The organism is Anaerobacillus sp. CMMVII (genome assembly GCF_025377685.1).
Taxonomy (GTDB): domain Bacteria; phylum Bacillota; class Bacilli; order Bacillales; family Anaerobacillaceae; genus Anaerobacillus.
The window spans coordinates 342762-362281 of record NZ_JACEHK010000001.1; the positions used below are offsets into that span (position 1 = coordinate 342762).

Consider the following 19520-nt stretch of genomic DNA (forward strand, 5'->3'; position numbering starts at 1 on the left):
AAAGATAAGAAAGTATATGCGTTTCTAGTACTTGGTGTCTAGCTTCAGGCGCCATCGGCTCGAGGTCAAATAACCTGCCAGATATAAAAGTGAAAAGCGCACTTTTAATCTGACAGAACATTTGCTTGTCGCCGATAGGCGGGCGCCTTGCGCTTTTCTTATATGTTTTACTCAAATTCATTATTTTTGCAACTACATATAGATGATATAACTCGGTTAAGATCATTATGAAATTTACTCAAAAGTATTCCTGCTGCAGTATATCGGCAACTGTTAGTACCTTCGATGAAATCAAACTCATAATGTGTTATAAAGGTAAATAAAGGTGAATCATTCCAATTTTATAGTAGAGGAGAAATTATGTTGGCTAGTATATTAATCATAGAAGATGAAAAGAAAATTGCTAGGATACTTCAACTTGAATTGGAACACGAGGGCTATGAAACGGATGCAGCTTTTACTGGTTTGGTTGGGTTAGAAAAGTACAAAGCGAAAACATGGGATTTAGTTTTGCTTGATGTTATGTTACCTGAGCTCAGTGGGTTAGAAGTTTTAAGAAGAATACGTGCCACAGATTTGCATATTCCGGTTATTTTATTGACAGCAAGAAATTCCATTCCTGACAAAGTAAGTGGTCTTGATTTAGGGGCAAATGATTATATTACCAAACCCTTTGAAATTGAAGAGCTTTTAGCAAGGGTAAGGGCTTGTATCCGTACATCCCACTCACGTTCGTTTCAAGATGATGTTCTGATCTGTCAAGACATAACAGTGAATGAAAAAACGAGAGAAGTTCGCCGTGGTGAAGAAAGTATTGAGCTTACACCTAAGGAGTTTGAATTATTGGTGTTTTTTATACAAAATAAAGGTCAAGCATTAAACCGCGAGCAAATTATCACCAATGTATGGGGCTTTGACTATTATGGGGATACGAATATCGTTGATGTCTATGTACGCCATTTGAGAAAAAAGTTAACTATTGTCGATTCCTTACAAACAATCCGTGGTGTAGGTTACCGCTTAAAGGAGTAGCAGAATGAATATTAAACGTAAAATTCTCTTGTTCTCGATTGTCTGGCTTGTCGTGATGTTATTACTTATTAATGGCTTTATTTTTCTATTGTTTCAAAAAAACATCTTCGATAACGAGACACAAAGAGTTACGGAACATACACGTACAGTAGTTGCAGCAACAAACCAAGCAATAGCAGTAAATGGTGACATACGGGCTTTGTTACGTGCCTATCTACCGACCAATGGTATGATCAGGATCATTACAGAAGAAACAACTTCGATCCTTACGATATCTAAAGAAGGTTATATGCTTGAACTACCAACAAAGTACCAAAACCAACAGTCAGTAGAGGTCCGAACCTTTCATGATGTTCCCTATGCGGTGGTTTCCTTTCCAATTATTTGGACAGACGGAAGTGTCGTGATGCTTGAAGTGACTGAGAGCCTAGAAGGGTCTAAGAATTTAATGCGGTCATTATTGATCGTTTTAACGATTGCCTCCCTAATGGTCTTGGTTCCAGCGTTATTTTTAGGAAATATGTTAAGTAGGCTTATCCTAACGCCAATTAAAGTATTAACAAATACGATGAAGCAAATCCAAGCTACTGGAGAATATAAAAAGATCGAACTTAACTCAGCCTCTAAAGATGAACTTTACACAATGGGGGAAACCTTTAATCGTATGATTGATATTTTGGAACAGAACTATCAAAAGCAACATCAGTTTGTTTCTGATGCTTCCCATGAATTAAAGACTCCGCTGACCGTTATTGAGAGCTATGCAAGTATGTTAAAACGTTGGGGAATGAAGAAACCAGAGCTTTTAGAGGAAGCGGTTGAAGCTATTTACTCTGAGGCTGTCCGTATGAAGGATATGACTGAGCAAATGTTGCAATTGGCAAACGAAGACTCCAAGTTCACGCTTGAAATAAAAGAGGTAGATTTGCTTACTTTATGTCAGCAGGCAAGTCAGCATATAGAGGTTTCGTTTAAAAGGGAGATTTTCATTTTAGAAGAAGGGAATTCGTATCAGATCTGGGCAGACGAAAATAAGTTGAAACAAGTGGTCTATATTTTATTGGATAATGCCAGAAAATACAGTCAGGATAGCATCACAATTAAACTTGCTGAACAAGAGAATACCTGCTCTTTCTCAATCATAGATAAAGGAATTGGGATTCCAAATGCAGATTCAGAAAAAATCTTCGACCGCTTTTATCGAGTTGACAAAGCGAGAACTCGTGAAACAGGTGGAGTCGGTTTAGGACTTTCGATTGCTAAAAAGATTATTGATGCACATGATGGTACTATTACACTAGCAAGTGTGGAAGGTACAGGGACAGGTGTTACAGTAACCCTTCCAAAATTTAGCGGAGGAAGGAATGTGAATGAGATTGAAAAATAAAAGATTCTTTATCGGACTTATTACATTCTTTATGCTGTTTTTGCTGTTGTTCATATTCTTCCTTTTTATTAATCAAGATACCACTCTTGCAACAGAGGAAGAGATTGTGGCAATTGTGCAGTCACAATATGAAGGTAGCACCGTACAATCCGTCATTCAAAAGAAATCCGAATTTACTATTGTTATCGATCATAGTTTAGGTGAATATGAACTTGTAATAAATGGTCAAACACGAGAGATCACCGCTCTTCGCTTACTAAATCTTCATGATATAGAGAGCCCAAAAGATGAGCAAGGTAAAGGACAAATCGCAATTTTGTTAACGGAACAAGAGGCTATAGACATTGCCCTTCAAGAGGTTAGTGGCAAATTGGATGAAATAGAATTAGAGTTAGAAGATGGGATTATGGTTTATGAAGTTGAAATTGAAGTAGACGATCAAACTGAGGTAACTATCATTATTAATGCCTATACTGGTAAAGTGCTTTCAGTGACCTGGGATTAAGCTTTATTAAAATTTTTTAATGTTATACTCCTTTTCTGTTAATGTTCAAGAGGTATGATGAATTTGTAGCAAAGAGAGCTAAACAGATTAAAGGAGGAAAACGACAAATGAAACTATTCACAGCGGTAATCATAGGTGCTGTACTAATTGGTGGGGTAAGTGTAGGTGCACAAGTATTTACAAAGGATGAACCTGTTCCAAGCTTACAGGAGGTCCGTAACCTAGAAGTAGTGTCAACTAGTAGTACAGGAATTACTGTATCAGAGGCTTCTGAGATTGCGTTAGCAAAAGTGGAAGGTGGAGTGATCACTGAGGTAGAAAAAGAACGTAAAAATGGTCGATTGGTTTATGAGATTGAAGTGAAAAATGAACAGTACGAGTATGAATTTAAGATAGATCAGCAAACCGGAGAGATTATTAAGATAGAAAAAGATGACAGAGATCACAAACGAAAAACGTTGTCACCTACAATTATTCCGATCGATAAAGCCAAGGAAATTGCGCTAAACGAAGTAGCGGGTAAGATTGATGAGATTGAGCTTGAAAGAGAAAATGGTGCATACATTTATGAAGTAGAAATCGAAACAGACCAATATGGAGATGACGATGTTACGGTATATATAGATGCAGTCACAGGAAAAGTGTTGTATGTAGAGTGGGACGACTAATAAAATCTTAAAAGAAGAACCTAAAGGATATGCAAAAGTTTACATACTTTTGCATATCCTTATTTTACTTGTTTTGGTATACAAAACTTATCTAGACAAAAGTCGAGAACGGTCCTATAATAATCACATTGCAAGACATTTTCTTAAATGAAAGAAGGAATTAGCACATGAACAAAAAGGTGATAACGTCTTTATTAGGTATTATCCCATTGCTTTTTGTAGGTTATTATTTGTTTCAAAATGTATCAGGCAATACAGATTTGATGCTCACCTATTTAGAGGAAACAGATGAGTTAACAAACGAATACCTCCTTTTAGGCCAGCAAGAATTTGAAATTGAGTCTGAGGAAGAGTTAGAGACATTTACAAGTGAAGTGTTAATTCCTGCTCTTGAAAGCCTAATCGCAAAGTCTGATGAATATGGCAAAACGATCGAGAAAGAGGAGCTAATAGAAGTGCACAGTATGCAGAGTGCGGCACTTGTTAAGCACCTTGAAGCAGAAAGAGCATGGCTTGCGGGTGAAGAAGATCAGGCAGACATGTTTTATGAAGAATCAGATAGACTCTACACTGAATATGAAGAAGCGTTAAATAAGCTTGCGAAAAAATGGGGCGTAGAGATTGAATGGGAAGACGGGGAAGATCAATAAATACCCGGTTTGATCCAATAGAAAAAAAGAAGGTTAATTCATATGTTTATGAATTAACCTTCTTTTTTTGATAACGTTCCCTAAAGCACTTGGCTAAATTGATTTCGTCAATGCCTTATTGGCTAAGTTAACATCATTTTGGAGTAGTTGATTCAAGTTATAAGCAGGATAATAGCTACGTTCGTGCATGTAGGCGAATACCTTTCCGTGAGTATCGATGGCACGATTTAATTGTTGTTTTAAGACCTTTCTAAGTTCTGGGGTAGCTGTTTCCGTAATCGCAATACTGTAATTTCTGACGGATGTTTTGAATAAAGCAAGTAAATCGCCAGCATAAAAAGGTAACTCGTCGTCACGGTATTCGGATCTTTCAGGACGTGGAGCTAGATCATAAAATCTAAGGAGCTCTCGAATGTTGGTGCTAATCCCGGTAATGGCCTCTGTATATAGCTTTTTTAGTGTAGGACAAGTTACTTCAGGAAATGCCTTTTTCAATTTCATTAAACCGATTGCTTGAAAAGCAACTAACTCATGGATTTCCAGTGTTTCATGCCATGCAAGGTGTTTAGGTGGTACCCCTTTTTTGGAAAAAGTTTGTTCCATTAATATGCCTCCCTAAGAAAAATTCTATATACTCTATTCCGTTATTTAATAAAGGTAATTTGTCTAGGAAGAAATAGGATATTGCCTAACTGAAACTTTTTTCTAAAGAAATCGTCTCAATAAAATGTAGCACCAATATGAACGTGATTTAAAAAGCAATGAATCTTGAATAATGTAAAAATAAAGAAAAAATGTCACAAAAATGTTATGATTAGTTAGAACAGTTAAAAAATATTAAAGTATAGATAGAGGAGGTCTTTCTTTGCAACAGAATCAATCATTTATGGTGAAACATCCATTAATCAATAAAGTTGTTGAAAATGTCGAAAAGGTTGTTGTTGGGAAACGAAAAGAAGTAACGTTAAGTCTTATTGCCATGTTAAGTGGTGGGCACGTGCTTTTAGAGGATGTACCTGGAGTAGGAAAGACGATGATGGTACGAGCAATCGCCAAATCTATTGGAGCAAATTTTAAACGGATTCAGTTTACACCTGACTTATTACCTTCTGATGTTACAGGGGTATCAGTATATGATCAAAAAACAATGGAATTTAAGTTTCGACCAGGGCCGATCATGGCAAATGTTGTTTTAGCGGACGAAATTAACCGTACCTCTCCAAAGACGCAAGCTGCCTTACTCGAAGCTCTTGAGGAAGCAAGTGTTACGACAGATGGAGAAACCCGCCTTTAGAAAAACCTTTTTTGTAATGGCCACGCAAAACCCGATTGAATATGGTGGTACTTATCCGCTTCCAGAAGCGCAATTGGACCGTTTTTTATTTAAATTCAAAATTGGTTATCCATCACACCAAGAAGAGATGGAAGTGTTAAACCGTGTTGAAAAACAGCATCCAATTGAAAAAATTAAAGCAGTCCTCTCTTTAGATGAGTTATTGATTATGCAAAAAGAAGTAACAGAGATTTATGTGGATGATTCAATTAAGTCTTATATTATCTCTATTGTAAATGAAACAAGAGATCATAGTTCAGTATATTTAGGTGCAAGTCCAAGGGGATCAATTGCGTTAATGAAGGCGGCACAATCATTGGCATTTGTTCAAGGACGGGAATATGTCATTCCTGATGACATCAAATTTTTAGCGACTTATGCCTTAGGTCATCGTATTATTCTAAACTCAGACTCAAAGTTTGCTAATGTTTCAACAAAGGTAGTAGTGAATGAGATTATTCAGCGTGTGAAAATTCCGGTTAGGAAAGAAGCTGTTCGCTAATGAGGAAGTATCAACGGTTTTTTAAGTTGATGGCCCTACCTTTGATTGCAATCTCAACCTTTGTTTATGCGATGTTTCAAGGTGGATTTGTTAGTTGGTTTCTTTTCTACTCAACGTCACTCGTATTGTTGACAACACTTATTTATGCTCTAGTGCCTATTGGGAATGTTGAAGTCAGTAGAAAAGTTAGTGCTGAAAGATTAGTATCTGGAGAAGATTTACGAATAACAATTACACTCTCACGTCGAAATCCTTTTCCGTTCTTTTTCTTTATTGTTGAAGATGTCATTCCAGAGGATTGGAAGTTAAAAAATAAACATATCAATTCTAAGCAAATACTATACCCCTCTTTCGATCGTAATTTAGTTTATTCTTATACGATTAGACAGCCAAAGCGCGGTGAATATCAATTTTCAAAAGTGAGAATTCGAACAAGTGACTTGTTTGGACTGTTTAACAAGGAGAAAGTAGTAAGTGTTAAGACAGAGGTTGTTGTGTACCCTAGCTTTCAGGAGTTAAATGATTGGGATGTCTACAATGAAAATGAAGCAGAGGCTTATATTACCTCGCAAAGAATTATCGAAGATGTTACTTCTGTTGCTGGTTCAAGGGAGTATGTGCCAGGTGATCGCCTAACAAGTATCGATTGGAAGGTAACTGCAAGGATAAATAAGCTAATGACAAAGGAATTTGAGGAATATTTGGGTCAACGATTTCTTATTGCACTAGATTGCTCAATTAAGGATAAAGGTGATGCGTTAGTATTTGAAAAAGCAGTGGAATTAGCAACATCTTTCACTGTCCATAGCTATAAACAGCACTATCACCTTGGTTTACTTTCAATTGGAAAAGACGTAAGTCGTTATCAAATTCATTATGGTGAAAATCATCAAGCTAGTATGCTAGAACACTTAGCAAAGCTCAATTTCCATTTAGGGAATGTATTTGATTTTGTATTTGTTAACGAAATTAATAAAATAACCTCAGATACGATCTTGGTAATCGTTACTACACGGATTACGGATGCGATGGTTGAGAATGTGCGTAGATTAAAGAAGAAAAGAGTACAAACGGCATTTTGTTTTGTTACGGGTTCTAGAAAGTTAACCTCGTATGAGCAAAGTAAATTAGCTTTAATTACTAAGCTTAACGTACCTTATTATGTGATCGGGAAAAATAGCTTCCAAGTCGATCTTCAAGGAGGTGAGGCTGTTGCTCAAGAATCATAACATCTTCTCCTTTCAAATGGTTTTACTATATGGCTTGGCCTTTATTGTTTTATGGGAATGGCTTCGACCATTACCGGTCATTACGGATACGGGTAATTTGTCCGTTTTTGTATGGTTTACGTTATTCTGCTTTATTTTAATGTATATCCGCCTTGTTGGTTTCGTCGCATTTCCAGTTATATTTATAGCGATTATGTACAGTTTGCACTCTGTTTTTTTTGAAGGTAGCTTTTTGAGAGAAGGGATTGCAACATTAGTATGGTTTGGCGAGGATTTTGCGAGAAACGTTCGCTTTTTAATTGGAAATGATATGAACTCTTTATCTTTTGAGTTTCGTAGCTTTTTATTATTTATAGTGCTAGCAATTATGAGTTATTTAATTCATTTCTGGCTTTGTCATTTGAAAAAAATATTCTTGTTTCTCGTCATTACGGTTGTTTACGTAACGGTAATCGACACATTTACACTTTATGACGCGAGTAACGCAATTGTAAGACTAGTAATAGCTGGATTCCTATTAATGACGATCCTTTATAAACTACGCTTAGAAGAGAAGGAACAAGTAACGTCAGATGAATTTAAGGGTAAGGCTTGGACTAATTCACTGACGTTTATCATTGTTATTGTTGCTGTGATTGCTTTCTTTTCACCCAAATATGAGCCTTACTGGCCAGATCCGCTACCGATGGTAAAGGGAGCAATGACTGGTGAAGGTGGGGAAGGTACTTATCGAACCATTGGCTATGGGCAAAATGACGAACGTTTAGGTGGAGGCTTTGCCAATGATGATACGGTAATTTTTACTGCAACTGCCACACAAGGACATTACTGGCGCGGTGAGTCAAAGGAAATTTACACCGGTAAAGGCTGGGAGTCTGTGGAGCACGAATTAAACAAAACGTTCCGTTACAGTGACTTTTATGATAAAAAAGTAGCTGTACAGATGTTCGAACGAAGTGTCCCTAAGGATACAAGAGAATCGACCATATCAATGGTTGACGACCACCGTTTTTGGCACCTGTTTTACCCAGGTGAATTAGTTGAAGTTGGTGATCTGGAGTTCTATAACGAACAAAGTGATTACCGTTATTTAATTGACTATGTTAGCGGCAAGGTAGGTACGACTAGCGATGAAAAACCAGTATTCTTAAAAGAATACACCTTCACTTATCACGCACCTAAATTTGTCATCGAAGACTTAAGAACTACCACATCGGTGGATCCCGATCATATTCGTGACGTTTATTTACAATTGCCGGAACTTCCGGAACGTGTAGGTCAATTAGCTAGCCAAATTACAGAAGCTCATGAGAATCGCTACGATAAAGTAAAGGCGATTGAAGGTTATTTTTCTAGGAGTGGCTTTCAGTATGAGACGACAGATGTAGCGATACCTGCGGAAGGGCAAGACTATGTAGATCAATTTTTGTTTGAGACTCAAAAAGGTTATTGCGATAATTTCTCAACATCGATGATCGTGATGCTTCGTACGTTAGACATTCCAGCTCGTTGGGTTAAAGGATTTACTCAAGGTGAACTAGTTAGTCGTTTAGATGTAAATACCTATGAGATTTCAAATGCTAATGCCCATTCCTGGGTAGAAGTTTATTTCCCTGAGGTTGGTTGGGTTCCTTTTGAACCTACGAAAGGGTTTAATCACACGTTCGAATTTGTAGAAGATCAACAAGAAGTTGATACAGTTATAGATGACGACAATGATTCTGATGAACTTTCAACACCTGAAAGAATGCAAGACCCTGAAAACCCATTCCTACCACTTGAAGACATGATCGATTCTCCAGCTGGTGGTTCATCAGAAGGTGTAGGGGGTGGCAATGACTCTAAATCACTCCAATTCCCGTTTAAGTTGATTTGGATCGTCATCGCAGTGATGTTGGTTGGGTTTGCCATCTATCGAAATCATCAAAAACTACTCACTGTATTTTTCTTGTATTTATTTAAGTTGAAATCTAGTGACGACGAAAACCTTTATATTAAAGCTTATGAACGGTTGCTCTGGTTGTTAGAATTAAACGGGTTCAAACGTTACGATGATGAAACCTTACGTGAGTATGCTAATAGGATTGATGGTCTTTTTCCACAAGTGAAATGCAGGTCCTAACACTTCATTACGAAAAACTCTATTACGGAAATGCTAAAGAAAAGAATAGTTGGAAAGATAAGAAGTCTTTATGGGAAGTATTGGTAAAGAAGATGAGTTCTTAAGAATAAAGTTTGCGCAAGTGCCATAGTTTTATAGTGGATTCTAGAAAAATATGAATTAATTTTTCTGGAACGTTCGCTTTTAAGACTAAAAACGGCTCTTGCGCTTTTTTAAAGTGACTGTTACAATAATTGCGTACTTAATGTCGAAACTTGTATAATTCCCTTCATATATCCTTAGGAATAAGGCCTAAGAGTCTCTACCGGGTTGCCGTAAATAACCTGACTATGAAGGCAGGAACTTGATAAGAAAATAGTGCTTTTCTATGTCTTTACATAGTAGGCTGTTTTTTTGCAAACTAGGATTCTGCCTTTGTATTTACTAATAGTAACAGTTTCATAATATAGAGTAACTGATTAACACCTGCCTGGTAATAAGCCTAGCGCAACTGTGTCATACTTTATGTAAGGTGATTTGTTATGGTTAGTAAGTGGTTGAAGTATCGTGACTCTTCTGAGACAGTGAAACTTCATCAAAGGTGAATTCTAGTTTTTTTATTTATATCGGGCTAGCCATTAGATGTAATATCTAAGTGTCTGTAGAACCCGTAAAAAAGAATAAAGGGTGGAGTAGATGATGGAAAATAGTAATGAAAAAATTGTTGTTTTAGATTTTGGTGGCCAATATAACCAATTAATTGCCCGTAGAATTCGTGACATCGGTGTATTTAGTGAACTGCATCCTAATACAATAACGGCTGCTGAGATAAAGGAAATGAATCCAAAAGGCATAATCTTTTCAGGTGGACCGAATAGTGCTTATGTTGAAGGAGCTCCCAAATGTGATGAAGAGATTTTTGAGCTTGGGATTCCGATCTTAGGTATTTGTTACGGAATGCAATTAATGTCTCACCACTTTGGTGGTAAGGTAGAAGCTGCTAATCACCGTGAGTATGGAAAAGCAATGATTAAAGTGGAAAATCCAACTAAACTATATAATGAACTACCTACTGAACAATCAGTTTGGATGAGTCACGGAGACTTAGTTGTCACTCCACCAGAAGGTTTCGTTGTTGATGTTACGAGTCCATCTTGTCCTGTAGCAGCGATGAGTGATGTTTCTAGACAGCTTTACGGTGTACAATTTCACCCAGAAGTACGTCATTCTGAGTATGGAAATCAGTTACTAGAGAACTTTGTTTATAAAATTTGTGAGTGCACAGGCAATTGGTCAATGGAGAACTTTATTGAAGTTGAAATGGCGAAAATCAAGGAGCAAGTTGGTGATCGTAAGGTTCTTTGTGCACTTAGTGGTGGGGTTGATTCATCTGTCGTTGCTGTTTTAATTCATAAAGCAATTGGCGACCAATTAACTTGTATGTTTATTGACCATGGATTATTAAGAAAAGACGAAGCTGAAAGTGTTATGAAAACTTTCTCAGAAGGCTTCCACATGAACGTAATTAAAATTGATGCCCAAGATCGTTTCTTAAGTAAGTTAAAAGGCGTCAAGGATCCAGAACAAAAAAGAAAAATTATTGGAAATGAATTTATATATGTGTTTGAAGAAGAAGCTTCAAAACTAGAAGGAATGGACTTTTTAGCTCAAGGAACACTTTATACGGACATCGTGGAAAGTGGTACGGCAACGGCTCAAACGATTAAGTCTCATCATAATGTCGGTGGTTTACCAGAAGACATGAGCTTTACTTTAATTGAACCACTGAATACATTATTTAAAGATGAAGTAAGAAAAGTCGGTGCAGAGTTAGGAATTCCTGATGAAGTTGTTTGGCGTCAACCGTTTCCAGGGCCTGGATTAGGGATTCGTGTTTTAGGAGAAATCACCGAGGAAAAACTAGAAATTGTTCGTGAAAGTGATGCAATTCTTCGTGATGAGATTAAGAAGGCTGGTCTTGACCGTGAGATTTGGCAGTACTTTACTGCGCTTCCTGACATGCGTAGTGTTGGTGTTATGGGAGATGCTAGAACATATGACTACACAGTAGGGATCCGCGCAGTAACTTCTATTGATGGAATGACATCTGACTGGGCGAGAATTCCTTACGATATACTAGAAAAGATCTCTGTTCGAATTGTTAATGAAGTAAAAAACGTAAACAGAGTCGTTTATGACATCACTTCAAAACCACCAGCAACCATTGAGTGGGAGTAAAAACACGAATGATTTAAATGTTTATCTAAAAAACGTTCGTTTTTTCTATTGACTTATGCGTAATTTGTTGATAAACTGATGATGTTGTTACAAAATTACCTTTTGGGTAAATTCACCGATACTTTAAATAAGGTGAATCATATGTTTCGTATATACTCAGGAATAGGGCCTGAGCGTTTCTACCGAGCTACCGTAAATAGCTTGACTACGAAGAAGGTACGTTCTTATTAAGAGTGAGCAATGCTCTTAATAACTATGTTATTTTTCTTGTTGTCAAAGCTCTAGGTAGATGAAAATCTCCTAGAGCTTCTTTTGTTTATTAACAGGGATAAACGGTATTATATTGCAAACCTTATAAGTAGTAGAAAAAAACACTGAGAAATCTGAGGAGGAACTACAAGTAATGGATCGTTATTTTGGTTTTAAAGAAAATGGAACTTCGTATCGTCAGGAAATCATCGCAGGTATTACAACGTTTTTGGCTATGGCTTATATTTTATTTGTTAATCCACTAATCTTAAGTGACGCAGGGATGGACAGTGGGGCTGTATTTACAGCTACTGCATTAGCAGCGGCGATCGGAACTTTAATCATGGGTGTTCTTGCCAAGTATCCAATTGCACTAGCTCCTGGTATGGGACTTAATGCGTTCTTTGCTTACGGTGTAGTATTAGGAATGGGAATTCCATGGGAAACGGCATTATTTGGGGTATTTATTTCAGGTCTTATTTTTATTCTTATTACTGTAACAAAAATTCGTGAAACGATTATTAATGCTATTCCAGCGGAGTTAAAATATGCAGCAGCAGCTGGTATCGGATTATTTATTGCTTTTATTGGCTTGAAAAATGCTGGGATCATCGTTGAAAGTCAAGCTACTCTCGTTGAGCTTGGACATATTACTTCAGGAGCTCCATTACTAGCTGTTTTTGGTGTAGTTATAACTGTTATTTTTATGGTCCGTGGATATAAGGGTGGTATCTTCTATGGAATGCTTATTACTGCATTGGTTGGAATTTTTACAGGGATTGCCCCAAGGCCAGATGGGATTTTCACCTTGGCAATTCCAAGCTTAGATCCAACTTTTGGAGAATTGTTTAAATTAATTTTTCGGAAGTGTTTACTGTTGGATTATTAGTTGTTATTTTGACGTTCTTATTTGTAGACTTCTTTGATACAGCTGGTACGCTATACGCGGTAGCTAATCAAGCTGGATTTGTTAAGGATAATAAGCTTCCTCGTGCTGACAAAGCGTTATTGGCTGACTCTTCTGCTACATCTATCGGTGCTATTTTAGGTACATCGACAACGACAGCGTATGTTGAATCGTCAGCGGGAGTTGCAGCAGGTGGTAGAACTGGTTTTACATCAGTAACAACAGCGTTCATGTTTTTAATTGCCTTATTCTTCTCGCCGTTGTTGGTTACGTTTATGAATGCTCCATCGGTTACAGCGCCTGCGCTAATTGTAGTTGGTATGTTGATGGCATCGTCATTAAGTCGCATTGATTGGAAAAAGTTCGAAATCGCAGTACCAGCATTTTTAACTGTTCTAGCAATGCCATTAACATTCAGTATTGCTACAGGGATTGCAATGGGCTTTATTATGTACCCAATTACAATGGTAGCAAAAGGTAAAGCTAAAGAAGTTCATCCGATTATGTACGTCTTATTCTTTGTCTTTATTTTATATTTCGTATATCTAGTAGAATAGATATTTCTTGTAATGGAGAACCGGTAGGATGCTACTGGTTCTTTTTTATTGGTTGTTTTCGTAAATTTTGTTGCTTTTAGGTCGTCTTTTGAGAATAAATGAGCCATTGGGACAAACTTATTTGTTCCAATGGCTCATTTATTCTCAAAAGCTTCACGCAAAGCGTGAAGAACCAAGCATTCGCTTGGTTACGGCCTAAAAGCTAATAGCAACAATCTTTTAGAAAAGAGCGCGTTTTAATTAAAAAATAGGAAAAGGGATTGACGTCTCAATAGTAAAGTGTTATATTAATTAAGTCGCCGATTTGAAGTGACTAACCAATAAAAAACTTCAAAAAAGATGTTGACACAATGTTTTTAATGTGATAAGATTTAATTCTTGTTGCAAAACAACATATTGATCTTTGAAAACTGAACACACAGCCAAGCGAATTAAAGAGATAGTAAATATCTCGTCAATGTAACAAATTTTTTGAGTTATATCAAACACTTTTATGGAGAGTTTGATCCTGGCTCAGGACGAACGCTGGCGGCGTGCCTAATACATGCAAGTCGAGCGGACAATTGAGAGCTTGCTCTCAATTGTTAGCGGCGGACGGGTGAGTAACACGTGGGCAACCTGCCCTGTAGACTGGGATAACTTCGGGAAACCGAAGCTAATACCGGATAATCTTTTGAGTCACATGGCTCGAAAGTAAAAGTTGGGTTTACCTAACACTACAGGATGGGCCCGCGGCGCATTAGCTAGTTGGTAAGGTAATGGCTTACCAAGGCGACGATGCGTAGCCGACCTGAGAGGGTGATCGGCCACACTGGGACTGAGACACGGCCCAGACTCCTACGGGAGGCAGCAGTAGGGAATCTTCCGCAATGGACGAAAGTCTGACGGAGCAACGCCGCGTGAACGATGAAGGCCTTCGGGTCGTAAAGTTCTGTTGTTAGGGAAGAACAAGTACCGTTCAAATAGGGCGGTACCTTGACGGTACCTAACCAGAAAGCCACGGCTAACTACGTGCCAGCAGCCGCGGTAATACGTAGGTGGCAAGCGTTGTCCGGAATTATTGGGCGTAAAGCGCGCGCAGGCGGTCTCTTAAGTCTGATGTGAAAGCCCACGGCTCAACCGTGGAGGGTCATTGGAAACTGGGAGACTTGAGTGCAGAAGAGGAGAGTGGAATTCCATGTGTAGCGGTGAAATGCGTAGATATATGGAGGAACACCAGTGGCGAAGGCGACTCTCTGGTCTGTAACTGACGCTGAGGCGCGAAAGCGTGGGGAGCAAACAGGATTAGATACCCTGGTAGTCCACGCCGTAAACGATGAGTGCTAGGTGTTAGGGGTTTCGATGCCCTTAGTGCCGAAGTTAACACATTAAGCACTCCGCCTGGGGAGTACGACCGCAAGGTTGAAACTCAAAGGAATTGACGGGGGCCCGCACAAGCAGTGGAGCATGTGGTTTAATTCGAAGCAACGCGAAGAACCTTACCAGGTCTTGACATCCTTTGACAACCCTAGAGATAGGGCTTTCCCCTTCGGGGGACAAAGTGACAGGTGGTGCATGGTTGTCGTCAGCTCGTGTCGTGAGATGTTGGGTTAAGTCCCGCAACGAGCGCAACCCTTGATCTTAGTTGCCAGCATTCAGTTGGGCACTCTAAGGTGACTGCCGGTGACAAACCGGAGGAAGGTGGGGATGACGTCAAATCATCATGCCCCTTATGACCTGGGCTACACACGTGCTACAATGGATGGTACAAAGGGCAGCAAAACCGCGAGGTTGAGCCAATCCCATAAAGCCATTCTCAGTTCGGATTGTAGGCTGCAACTCGCCTACATGAAGCCGGAATTGCTAGTAATCGCGGATCAGCATGCCGCGGTGAATACGTTCCCGGGCCTTGTACACACCGCCCGTCACACCACGAGAGTTTGTAACACCCGAAGTCGGTGGGGTAACCTTTATGGAGCCAGCCGCCTAAGGTGGGACAGATGATTGGGGTGAAGTCGTAACAAGGTAGCCGTATCGGAAGGTGCGGCTGGATCACCTCCTTTCTATGGAGTTAAAACTCTAGTCGATGCTTTTCTTAGGAGAAGTACGCTGACGCTGTGTTTCAGTTTTGAAAGATCAATCTTTCAAAAATCAAATATAAATATAAAAAGTGAATGCTTTTTATTCTGAGAGAGTGATCTCTCTTTTTATATGTAGTTTTTTGGGGGCCTATAGCTCAGCTGGTTAGAGCGCACGCCTGATAAGCGTGAGGTCGGTGGTTCGAGTCCACTTAGGCCCACCATATAAATTTATATTTTAATTTGGGGCCTTAGCTCAGCTGGGAGAGCGCCTGCCTTGCACGCAGGAGGTCAGCGGTTCGATCCCGCTAGGCTCCACCAATTTAAATTATTGATTATTGACATCATTCTTGAATGGTGTTATATTTATCAAGTTGCCTTTTTTGGGTGATTTGGTAGTTTGAGAGAAAGATTTCTCAACAAAATAGTTAACTGCTCAATATTCATTATTGTGCTCCTGCGGTACTCCTTGCGTCGTATCCTCGTCGCAAAGCTGCATGAAGCTAATCAATGAAGCATCACACGATGTGATTGAGGTCAGTTGCTTTGTTCCTTGAAAACTAGATAACAACTAACACATTTAAGTTTTACCGGAAAGTTTGTAAAAGCTTTTGAGTAAACTTGAGTAGTCAAGAATTCAATTCGACGTAAAATCCTTTTAACAGGTAATTTTTCGAAAGAAGCAAGAAGATCGTGGAGCCGATTGAGTCAATCACCGGAGTGTACATAAACCGTACATGAGGATGATTGAGGAATGAAGGCGACGAAGATATTCGCCGCTTATTGCGAAAAATTTAGGTTAAGTTAGAAAGGGCGCACGGTGGATGCCTTGGCACTAGGAGCCGAAGAAGGACGTGACGAACAACGATATGCCTCGGGGAGCTGTAAGTAAGCTTTGATCCGGGGATTTCCGAATGGGGGAACCCACCATCCGTAATGGGATGGTACCCATAGCTGAATACATAGGCTATGAGGAGGCAGACCTGGGGAACTGAAACATCTAAGTACCCAGAGGAAGAGAAAGAAATTATCGATTTCCTGAGTAGCGGCGAGCGAAACGGAAACAGCCCAAACCAAGGGGCTTGCCCCTTGGGGTTGTAGGACACTCTACACGGAGTTACAAAGAAACGAAGTAGACGAAGCGATCTGGAAAGGTCCGCGAAACAAGGTAACAGCCCTGTAATCGAAACTTCGTTTCCTCCAGAGTGTATCCTGAGTACGGCGGGACACGTGAAACCCCGTCGGAATCCGGGAGGACCATCTCCCAAGGCTAAATACTTCCTAGTGACCGATAGTGAACCAGTACCGTGAGGGAAAGGTGAAAAGCACCCCGGGAGGGGAGTGAAAGAGATCCTGAAACCGTGTGCCTACAAGTAGTTGGAGCCCATTTACGGGTGACAGCGTGCCTTTTGTAGAATGAACCGGCGAGTTACGATTACGTGCAAGGTTAAGCTGAAGAGGCGGAGCCGCAGCGAAAGCGAGTCTGAATAGGGCGAATGAGTACGTGGTCGTAGACCCGAAACCGTGTGATCTACCCATGTCCAGGGTGAAGTTCAGGTAACACTGAATGGAGGCCCGAACCCACGCACGTTGAAAAGTGCGGGGATGAGGTGTGGGTAGGGGTGAAATGCCAATCGAACTCGGAGATAGCTGGTTCTCCCCGAAATAGCTTTAGGGCTAGCCTCGAGGGAAGAGTATTGGAGGTAGAGCACTGATTGGACTAGGGGTCCCCACAGGATTACCGAATTCAGTCAAACTCCGAATGCCAAATACTTATCCTCGGGAGTCAGACTGCGAGTGCTAAGATCCGTAGTCAAGAGGGAAACAGCCCAGACCATCAGCTAAGGTCCCAAAGTATACGTTAAGTGGAGAAGGATGTGGAGTTGCCCAGACAACCAGGATGTTGGCTTAGAAGCAGCCACCATTTAAAGAGTGCGTAATAGCTCACTGGTCGAGTGACTCTGCGCCGAAAATGTACCGGGGCTAAACGTATCACCGAAGCTATGGATTGACACCTTAGGTGTCAGTGGTAGGGGAGCGTTCTAAGTGCAGCGAAGTCAGACCGGAAGGACTGGTGGAGCGCTTAGAAGTGAGAATGCCGGTATGAGTAGCGAAAAGAGGGGTGAGAATCCCCTCCGTCGAAAGCCCAAGGTTTCCTGAGGAAGGCTCGTCCGCTCAGGGTAAGTCGGGACCTAAGCCGAGGCTGAAAAGCGTAGGCGATGGACAACAGGTTGAAATTCCTGTACCACCTCCTCACCGTTTGAGCAATGGGGGGACGCAGAAAGGTAGGGTAAGCGCACTGGTGGATATGTGCGTCCAAGCAGTTAGGCTGAGAAGTAGGCAAATCCGCTTCTCGTGAAGGCTGAGCTGTGATGGCGAGCGAAATTTAAGTAGCGAAGTTCCTGATCCTACACTGCCAAGAAAAGCCTCTAGCGAGGTGAGAGGTGCCCGTACCGCAAACCGACACAGGTAGGCGAGAAGAGAATTCTAAGACGCTCGGGAGAACTCTCGTTAAGGAACTCGGCAAAATGACCCCGTAACTTCGGGAGAAGGGTGCTCTGATAGGGTGTTAAAGCCCGAGAGAGCCGCAGTGAATAGATCCAAGCGACTGTTTAGCAAAAACACAGGTCTCTGCGAAGCCGCAAGGCGAAGTATAGGGGCTGACACCTGCCCGGTGCTGGAAGGTTAAGAGGAGGGGTTATCCGTAAGGAGAAGCTCTGAATTGAAGCCCCAGTAAACGGCGGCCGTAACTATAACGGTCCTAAGGTAGCGAAATTCCTTGTCGGGTAAGTTCCGACCCGCACGAATGGTGTAACGATTTGGATACTGTCTCAACGAGAGACCCGGTGAAATTATATTACCTGTGAAGATGCAGGTTACCCGCGACAGGACGGAAAGACCCCATGGAGCTTTACTGTAGCTTGATATTGGATTTTGGTACAATTTGTACAGGATAGGTAGGAGCCTGAGAACCCGGAGCGCCAGCTTCGGTGGAGGCGTCGGTGGGATACTACCCTGATTGTATTGAAATTCTAACCTAGGACCGTGATCCGGTTCGGGACAGTGTCAGGTGGGCAGTTTGACTGGGGCGGTCGCCTCCTAAACAGTAACGGAGGCGCCCAAAGGTTCCCTCAGAATGGTTGGAAATCATTCGTAGAGTGCAAAGGCAAAAGGGAGCTTGACTGCGAGACCTACAAGTCGAGCAGGGACGAAAGTCGGGCTTAGTGATCCGGTGGTTCCGCATGGAAGGGCCATCGCTCAACGGATAAAAGCTACCCTGGGGATAACAGGCTTATCTCCCCCAAGAGTCCACATCGACGGGGAGGTTTGGCACCTCGATGTCGGCTCATCGCATCCTGGGGCTGAAGTAGGTCCCAAGGGTTGGGCTGTTCGCCCATTAAAGCGGTACGCGAGCTGGGTTCAGAACGTCGTGAGACAGTTCGGTCCCTATCCGTCGCGGGCGTAGGAAATTTGAGAGGAGCTGTCCTTAGTACGAGAGGACCGGGATGGACACACCGCTGGTGTACCAGTTGTTCCGCCAGGAGCATAGCTGGGTAGCTACGTGTGGAAGGGATAAGTGCTGAAAGCATCTAAGCATGAAGCCCCCCTCGAGATGAGATTTCCCTTGGAGTTAATCCAGTAAGACCCCTTAAAGATGATGAGGTTGATAGGTCTCGGGTGGAAGCACGGTGACGTGTGGAGCTGAGAGATACTAATCGGTCGAGGACTTATCCTATAAATAAGTTTAGAGTGATGAGTGTAGAGTTTTGAGTTGCGTGAGTAGCTCGAAGCAGTAAATACCAAATTCTAAATAAACGGATTGAATTTTACTCAAGTCTTAAATGTGTGTTATCTAGTTTTGAAGGAATGAACTTTCTTCATATAATCTAGTAGCGATAGCGAAGAGGTCACACTCGTTCCCATGCCGAACACGACCGTTAAGCTCTTCAGCGCCGATGGTAGTTGGGGGTTTCCCCCTGTGAGAGTAGGACGTTGCTAGGTAAAAAAAGACATCCAAATGAGGATGTCTTTTTTGTTATTTAAATATAAAAAGTAGAGATAAATTACTTGGTAATGTGCTCCTGCGTCTACTAGCTAAGCTCCG

The 19520-nt window shown here is 40.8% G+C and carries 10 protein-coding genes, 2 tRNA genes, 3 rRNA genes, 2 pseudogenes and 2 riboswitches; of the genes and pseudogenes, 16 read left to right on the forward strand and 1 reads right to left on the reverse strand.

Annotated features, from left to right (window positions below):
• The first annotated feature begins 360 nt into the window (after positions 1-360).
• The 5 genes from H1D32_RS01885 to H1D32_RS01905 all read left to right on the forward strand — a co-directional run bounded on the left by H1D32_RS01885 (position 361) and on the right by H1D32_RS01905 (position 4242).
• Positions 361-1032, forward strand: coding sequence for a response regulator transcription factor (locus H1D32_RS01885; protein ID WP_261176473.1), 672 nt, complete (start codon positions 361-363; stop codon positions 1030-1032).
• 4 nt (positions 1033-1036) lie between these two features.
• A complete protein-coding gene (locus H1D32_RS01890) occupies positions 1037-2419 on the forward strand; it encodes a sensor histidine kinase (RefSeq protein ID WP_261176474.1) in 1383 nt (460 codons plus the stop codon).
• The gene (locus H1D32_RS01895; protein ID WP_261176475.1) at positions 2403-2924 is read left to right on the forward strand and encodes a PepSY domain-containing protein; all 522 of its coding nucleotides are present in this window, start codon (positions 2403-2405) and stop codon (positions 2922-2924) included. The genes H1D32_RS01890 and H1D32_RS01895 overlap by 17 nt, the downstream gene beginning before the upstream one ends.
• Before the next feature lie 107 nt (positions 2925-3031).
• Positions 3032-3592: a PepSY domain-containing protein gene (locus H1D32_RS01900; RefSeq protein ID WP_261176476.1), complete on the forward strand. Its 561-nt coding sequence runs from the start codon at positions 3032-3034 to the stop codon at positions 3590-3592.
• Between the two features lie 167 nt (positions 3593-3759).
• Entirely contained in the window at positions 3760-4242 is a 483-nt protein-coding gene (locus H1D32_RS01905) for a hypothetical protein (RefSeq protein ID WP_261176477.1), read from the forward strand.
• A 93-nt stretch (positions 4243-4335) separates the two neighbouring features.
• Here the strand turns inward: H1D32_RS01905 and H1D32_RS01910 are convergent, their stop codons facing one another.
• Entirely contained in the window at positions 4336-4845 is a 510-nt protein-coding gene (locus H1D32_RS01910; RefSeq protein ID WP_261176478.1) for a spore coat protein, read from the reverse strand.
• Positions 4846-5221: 376 nt separating this feature from the next.
• Here H1D32_RS01910 and H1D32_RS01915 point away from each other — a divergent pair.
• The 11 genes and pseudogenes from H1D32_RS01915 to rrf form a co-directional block, all read left to right on the forward strand.
• Positions 5222-5567 (forward strand): annotated as a pseudogene (locus tag H1D32_RS01915) (AAA family ATPase); the annotation flags it as partial.
• A gap of 306 nt (positions 5568-5873) precedes the next feature.
• Positions 5874-6077: a magnesium chelatase gene (locus H1D32_RS01920; protein ID WP_261176908.1), complete on the forward strand. Its 204-nt coding sequence runs from the start codon at positions 5874-5876 to the stop codon at positions 6075-6077.
• Entirely contained in the window at positions 6077-7306 is a 1230-nt protein-coding gene (locus H1D32_RS01925) for a DUF58 domain-containing protein (protein ID WP_261176479.1), read from the forward strand. The genes H1D32_RS01920 and H1D32_RS01925 overlap by 1 nt, the downstream gene beginning before the upstream one ends.
• Positions 7290-9428 carry a transglutaminase-like domain-containing protein gene (locus H1D32_RS01930; protein WP_261176480.1) on the forward strand — a complete coding sequence of 713 codons (2139 nt, stop codon included), beginning with the start codon at positions 7290-7292 and terminating at the stop codon, positions 9426-9428. Before H1D32_RS01925 ends, H1D32_RS01930 begins: the two co-directional genes overlap by 17 nt.
• Before the next feature lie 248 nt (positions 9429-9676).
• Positions 9677-9778, forward strand: a riboswitch (purine riboswitch).
• Positions 9779-10106: 328 nt separating this feature from the next.
• Positions 10107-11645 (forward strand): glutamine-hydrolyzing GMP synthase, encoded by a 1539-nt coding sequence (gene guaA, locus H1D32_RS01935; RefSeq protein WP_261176909.1) that lies wholly within the window; start codon positions 10107-10109, stop codon positions 11643-11645.
• 126 nt (positions 11646-11771) lie between these two features.
• Positions 11772-11873, forward strand: a riboswitch (purine riboswitch).
• A gap of 175 nt (positions 11874-12048) precedes the next feature.
• A pseudogene (locus tag H1D32_RS01940) lies at positions 12049-13358 on the forward strand (NCS2 family permease).
• A 490-nt stretch (positions 13359-13848) separates the two neighbouring features.
• Positions 13849-15400: ribosomal RNA gene (locus H1D32_RS01945) — 16S ribosomal RNA — on the forward strand.
• Between the two features lie 162 nt (positions 15401-15562).
• Positions 15563-15639: transfer RNA gene (locus H1D32_RS01950), tRNA-Ile, on the forward strand.
• A gap of 21 nt (positions 15640-15660) precedes the next feature.
• Positions 15661-15736: transfer RNA gene (locus H1D32_RS01955), tRNA-Ala, on the forward strand.
• A gap of 476 nt (positions 15737-16212) precedes the next feature.
• Positions 16213-19151: ribosomal RNA gene (locus H1D32_RS01960) — 23S ribosomal RNA — on the forward strand.
• Between the two features lie 150 nt (positions 19152-19301).
• Positions 19302-19417: ribosomal RNA gene (rrf, locus tag H1D32_RS01965) — 5S ribosomal RNA — on the forward strand.
• Together the 16S, 23S and 5S rRNA genes with 2 tRNA genes alongside form the textbook arrangement of a ribosomal RNA operon.
• Positions 19418-19520 lie beyond the last annotated feature (103 nt).

Coding starts and splice junctions, on each gene's coding strand:
- H1D32_RS01885 (WP_261176473.1), top strand. CDS start 361: ATGTTGGCTAGTATATTAATCATAGAAGATGAAAAGAAAATTGCTAGG.
- H1D32_RS01910 (WP_261176478.1), bottom strand. CDS start 4,845: ATGGAACAAACTTTTTCCAAAAAAGGGGTACCACCTAAACACCTTGCA.
- H1D32_RS01905 (WP_261176477.1), top strand. CDS start 3,760: ATGAACAAAAAGGTGATAACGTCTTTATTAGGTATTATCCCATTGCTT.
- H1D32_RS01925 (WP_261176479.1), top strand. CDS start 6,077: ATGAGGAAGTATCAACGGTTTTTTAAGTTGATGGCCCTACCTTTGATT.
- H1D32_RS01890 (WP_261176474.1), top strand. CDS start 1,037: ATGAATATTAAACGTAAAATTCTCTTGTTCTCGATTGTCTGGCTTGTC.
- H1D32_RS01920 (WP_261176908.1), top strand. CDS start 5,874: ATGAAGGCGGCACAATCATTGGCATTTGTTCAAGGACGGGAATATGTC.
- H1D32_RS01895 (WP_261176475.1), top strand. CDS start 2,403: ATGAGATTGAAAAATAAAAGATTCTTTATCGGACTTATTACATTCTTT.
- H1D32_RS01900 (WP_261176476.1), top strand. CDS start 3,032: ATGAAACTATTCACAGCGGTAATCATAGGTGCTGTACTAATTGGTGGG.
- guaA (WP_261176909.1), top strand. CDS start 10,107: ATGGAAAATAGTAATGAAAAAATTGTTGTTTTAGATTTTGGTGGCCAA.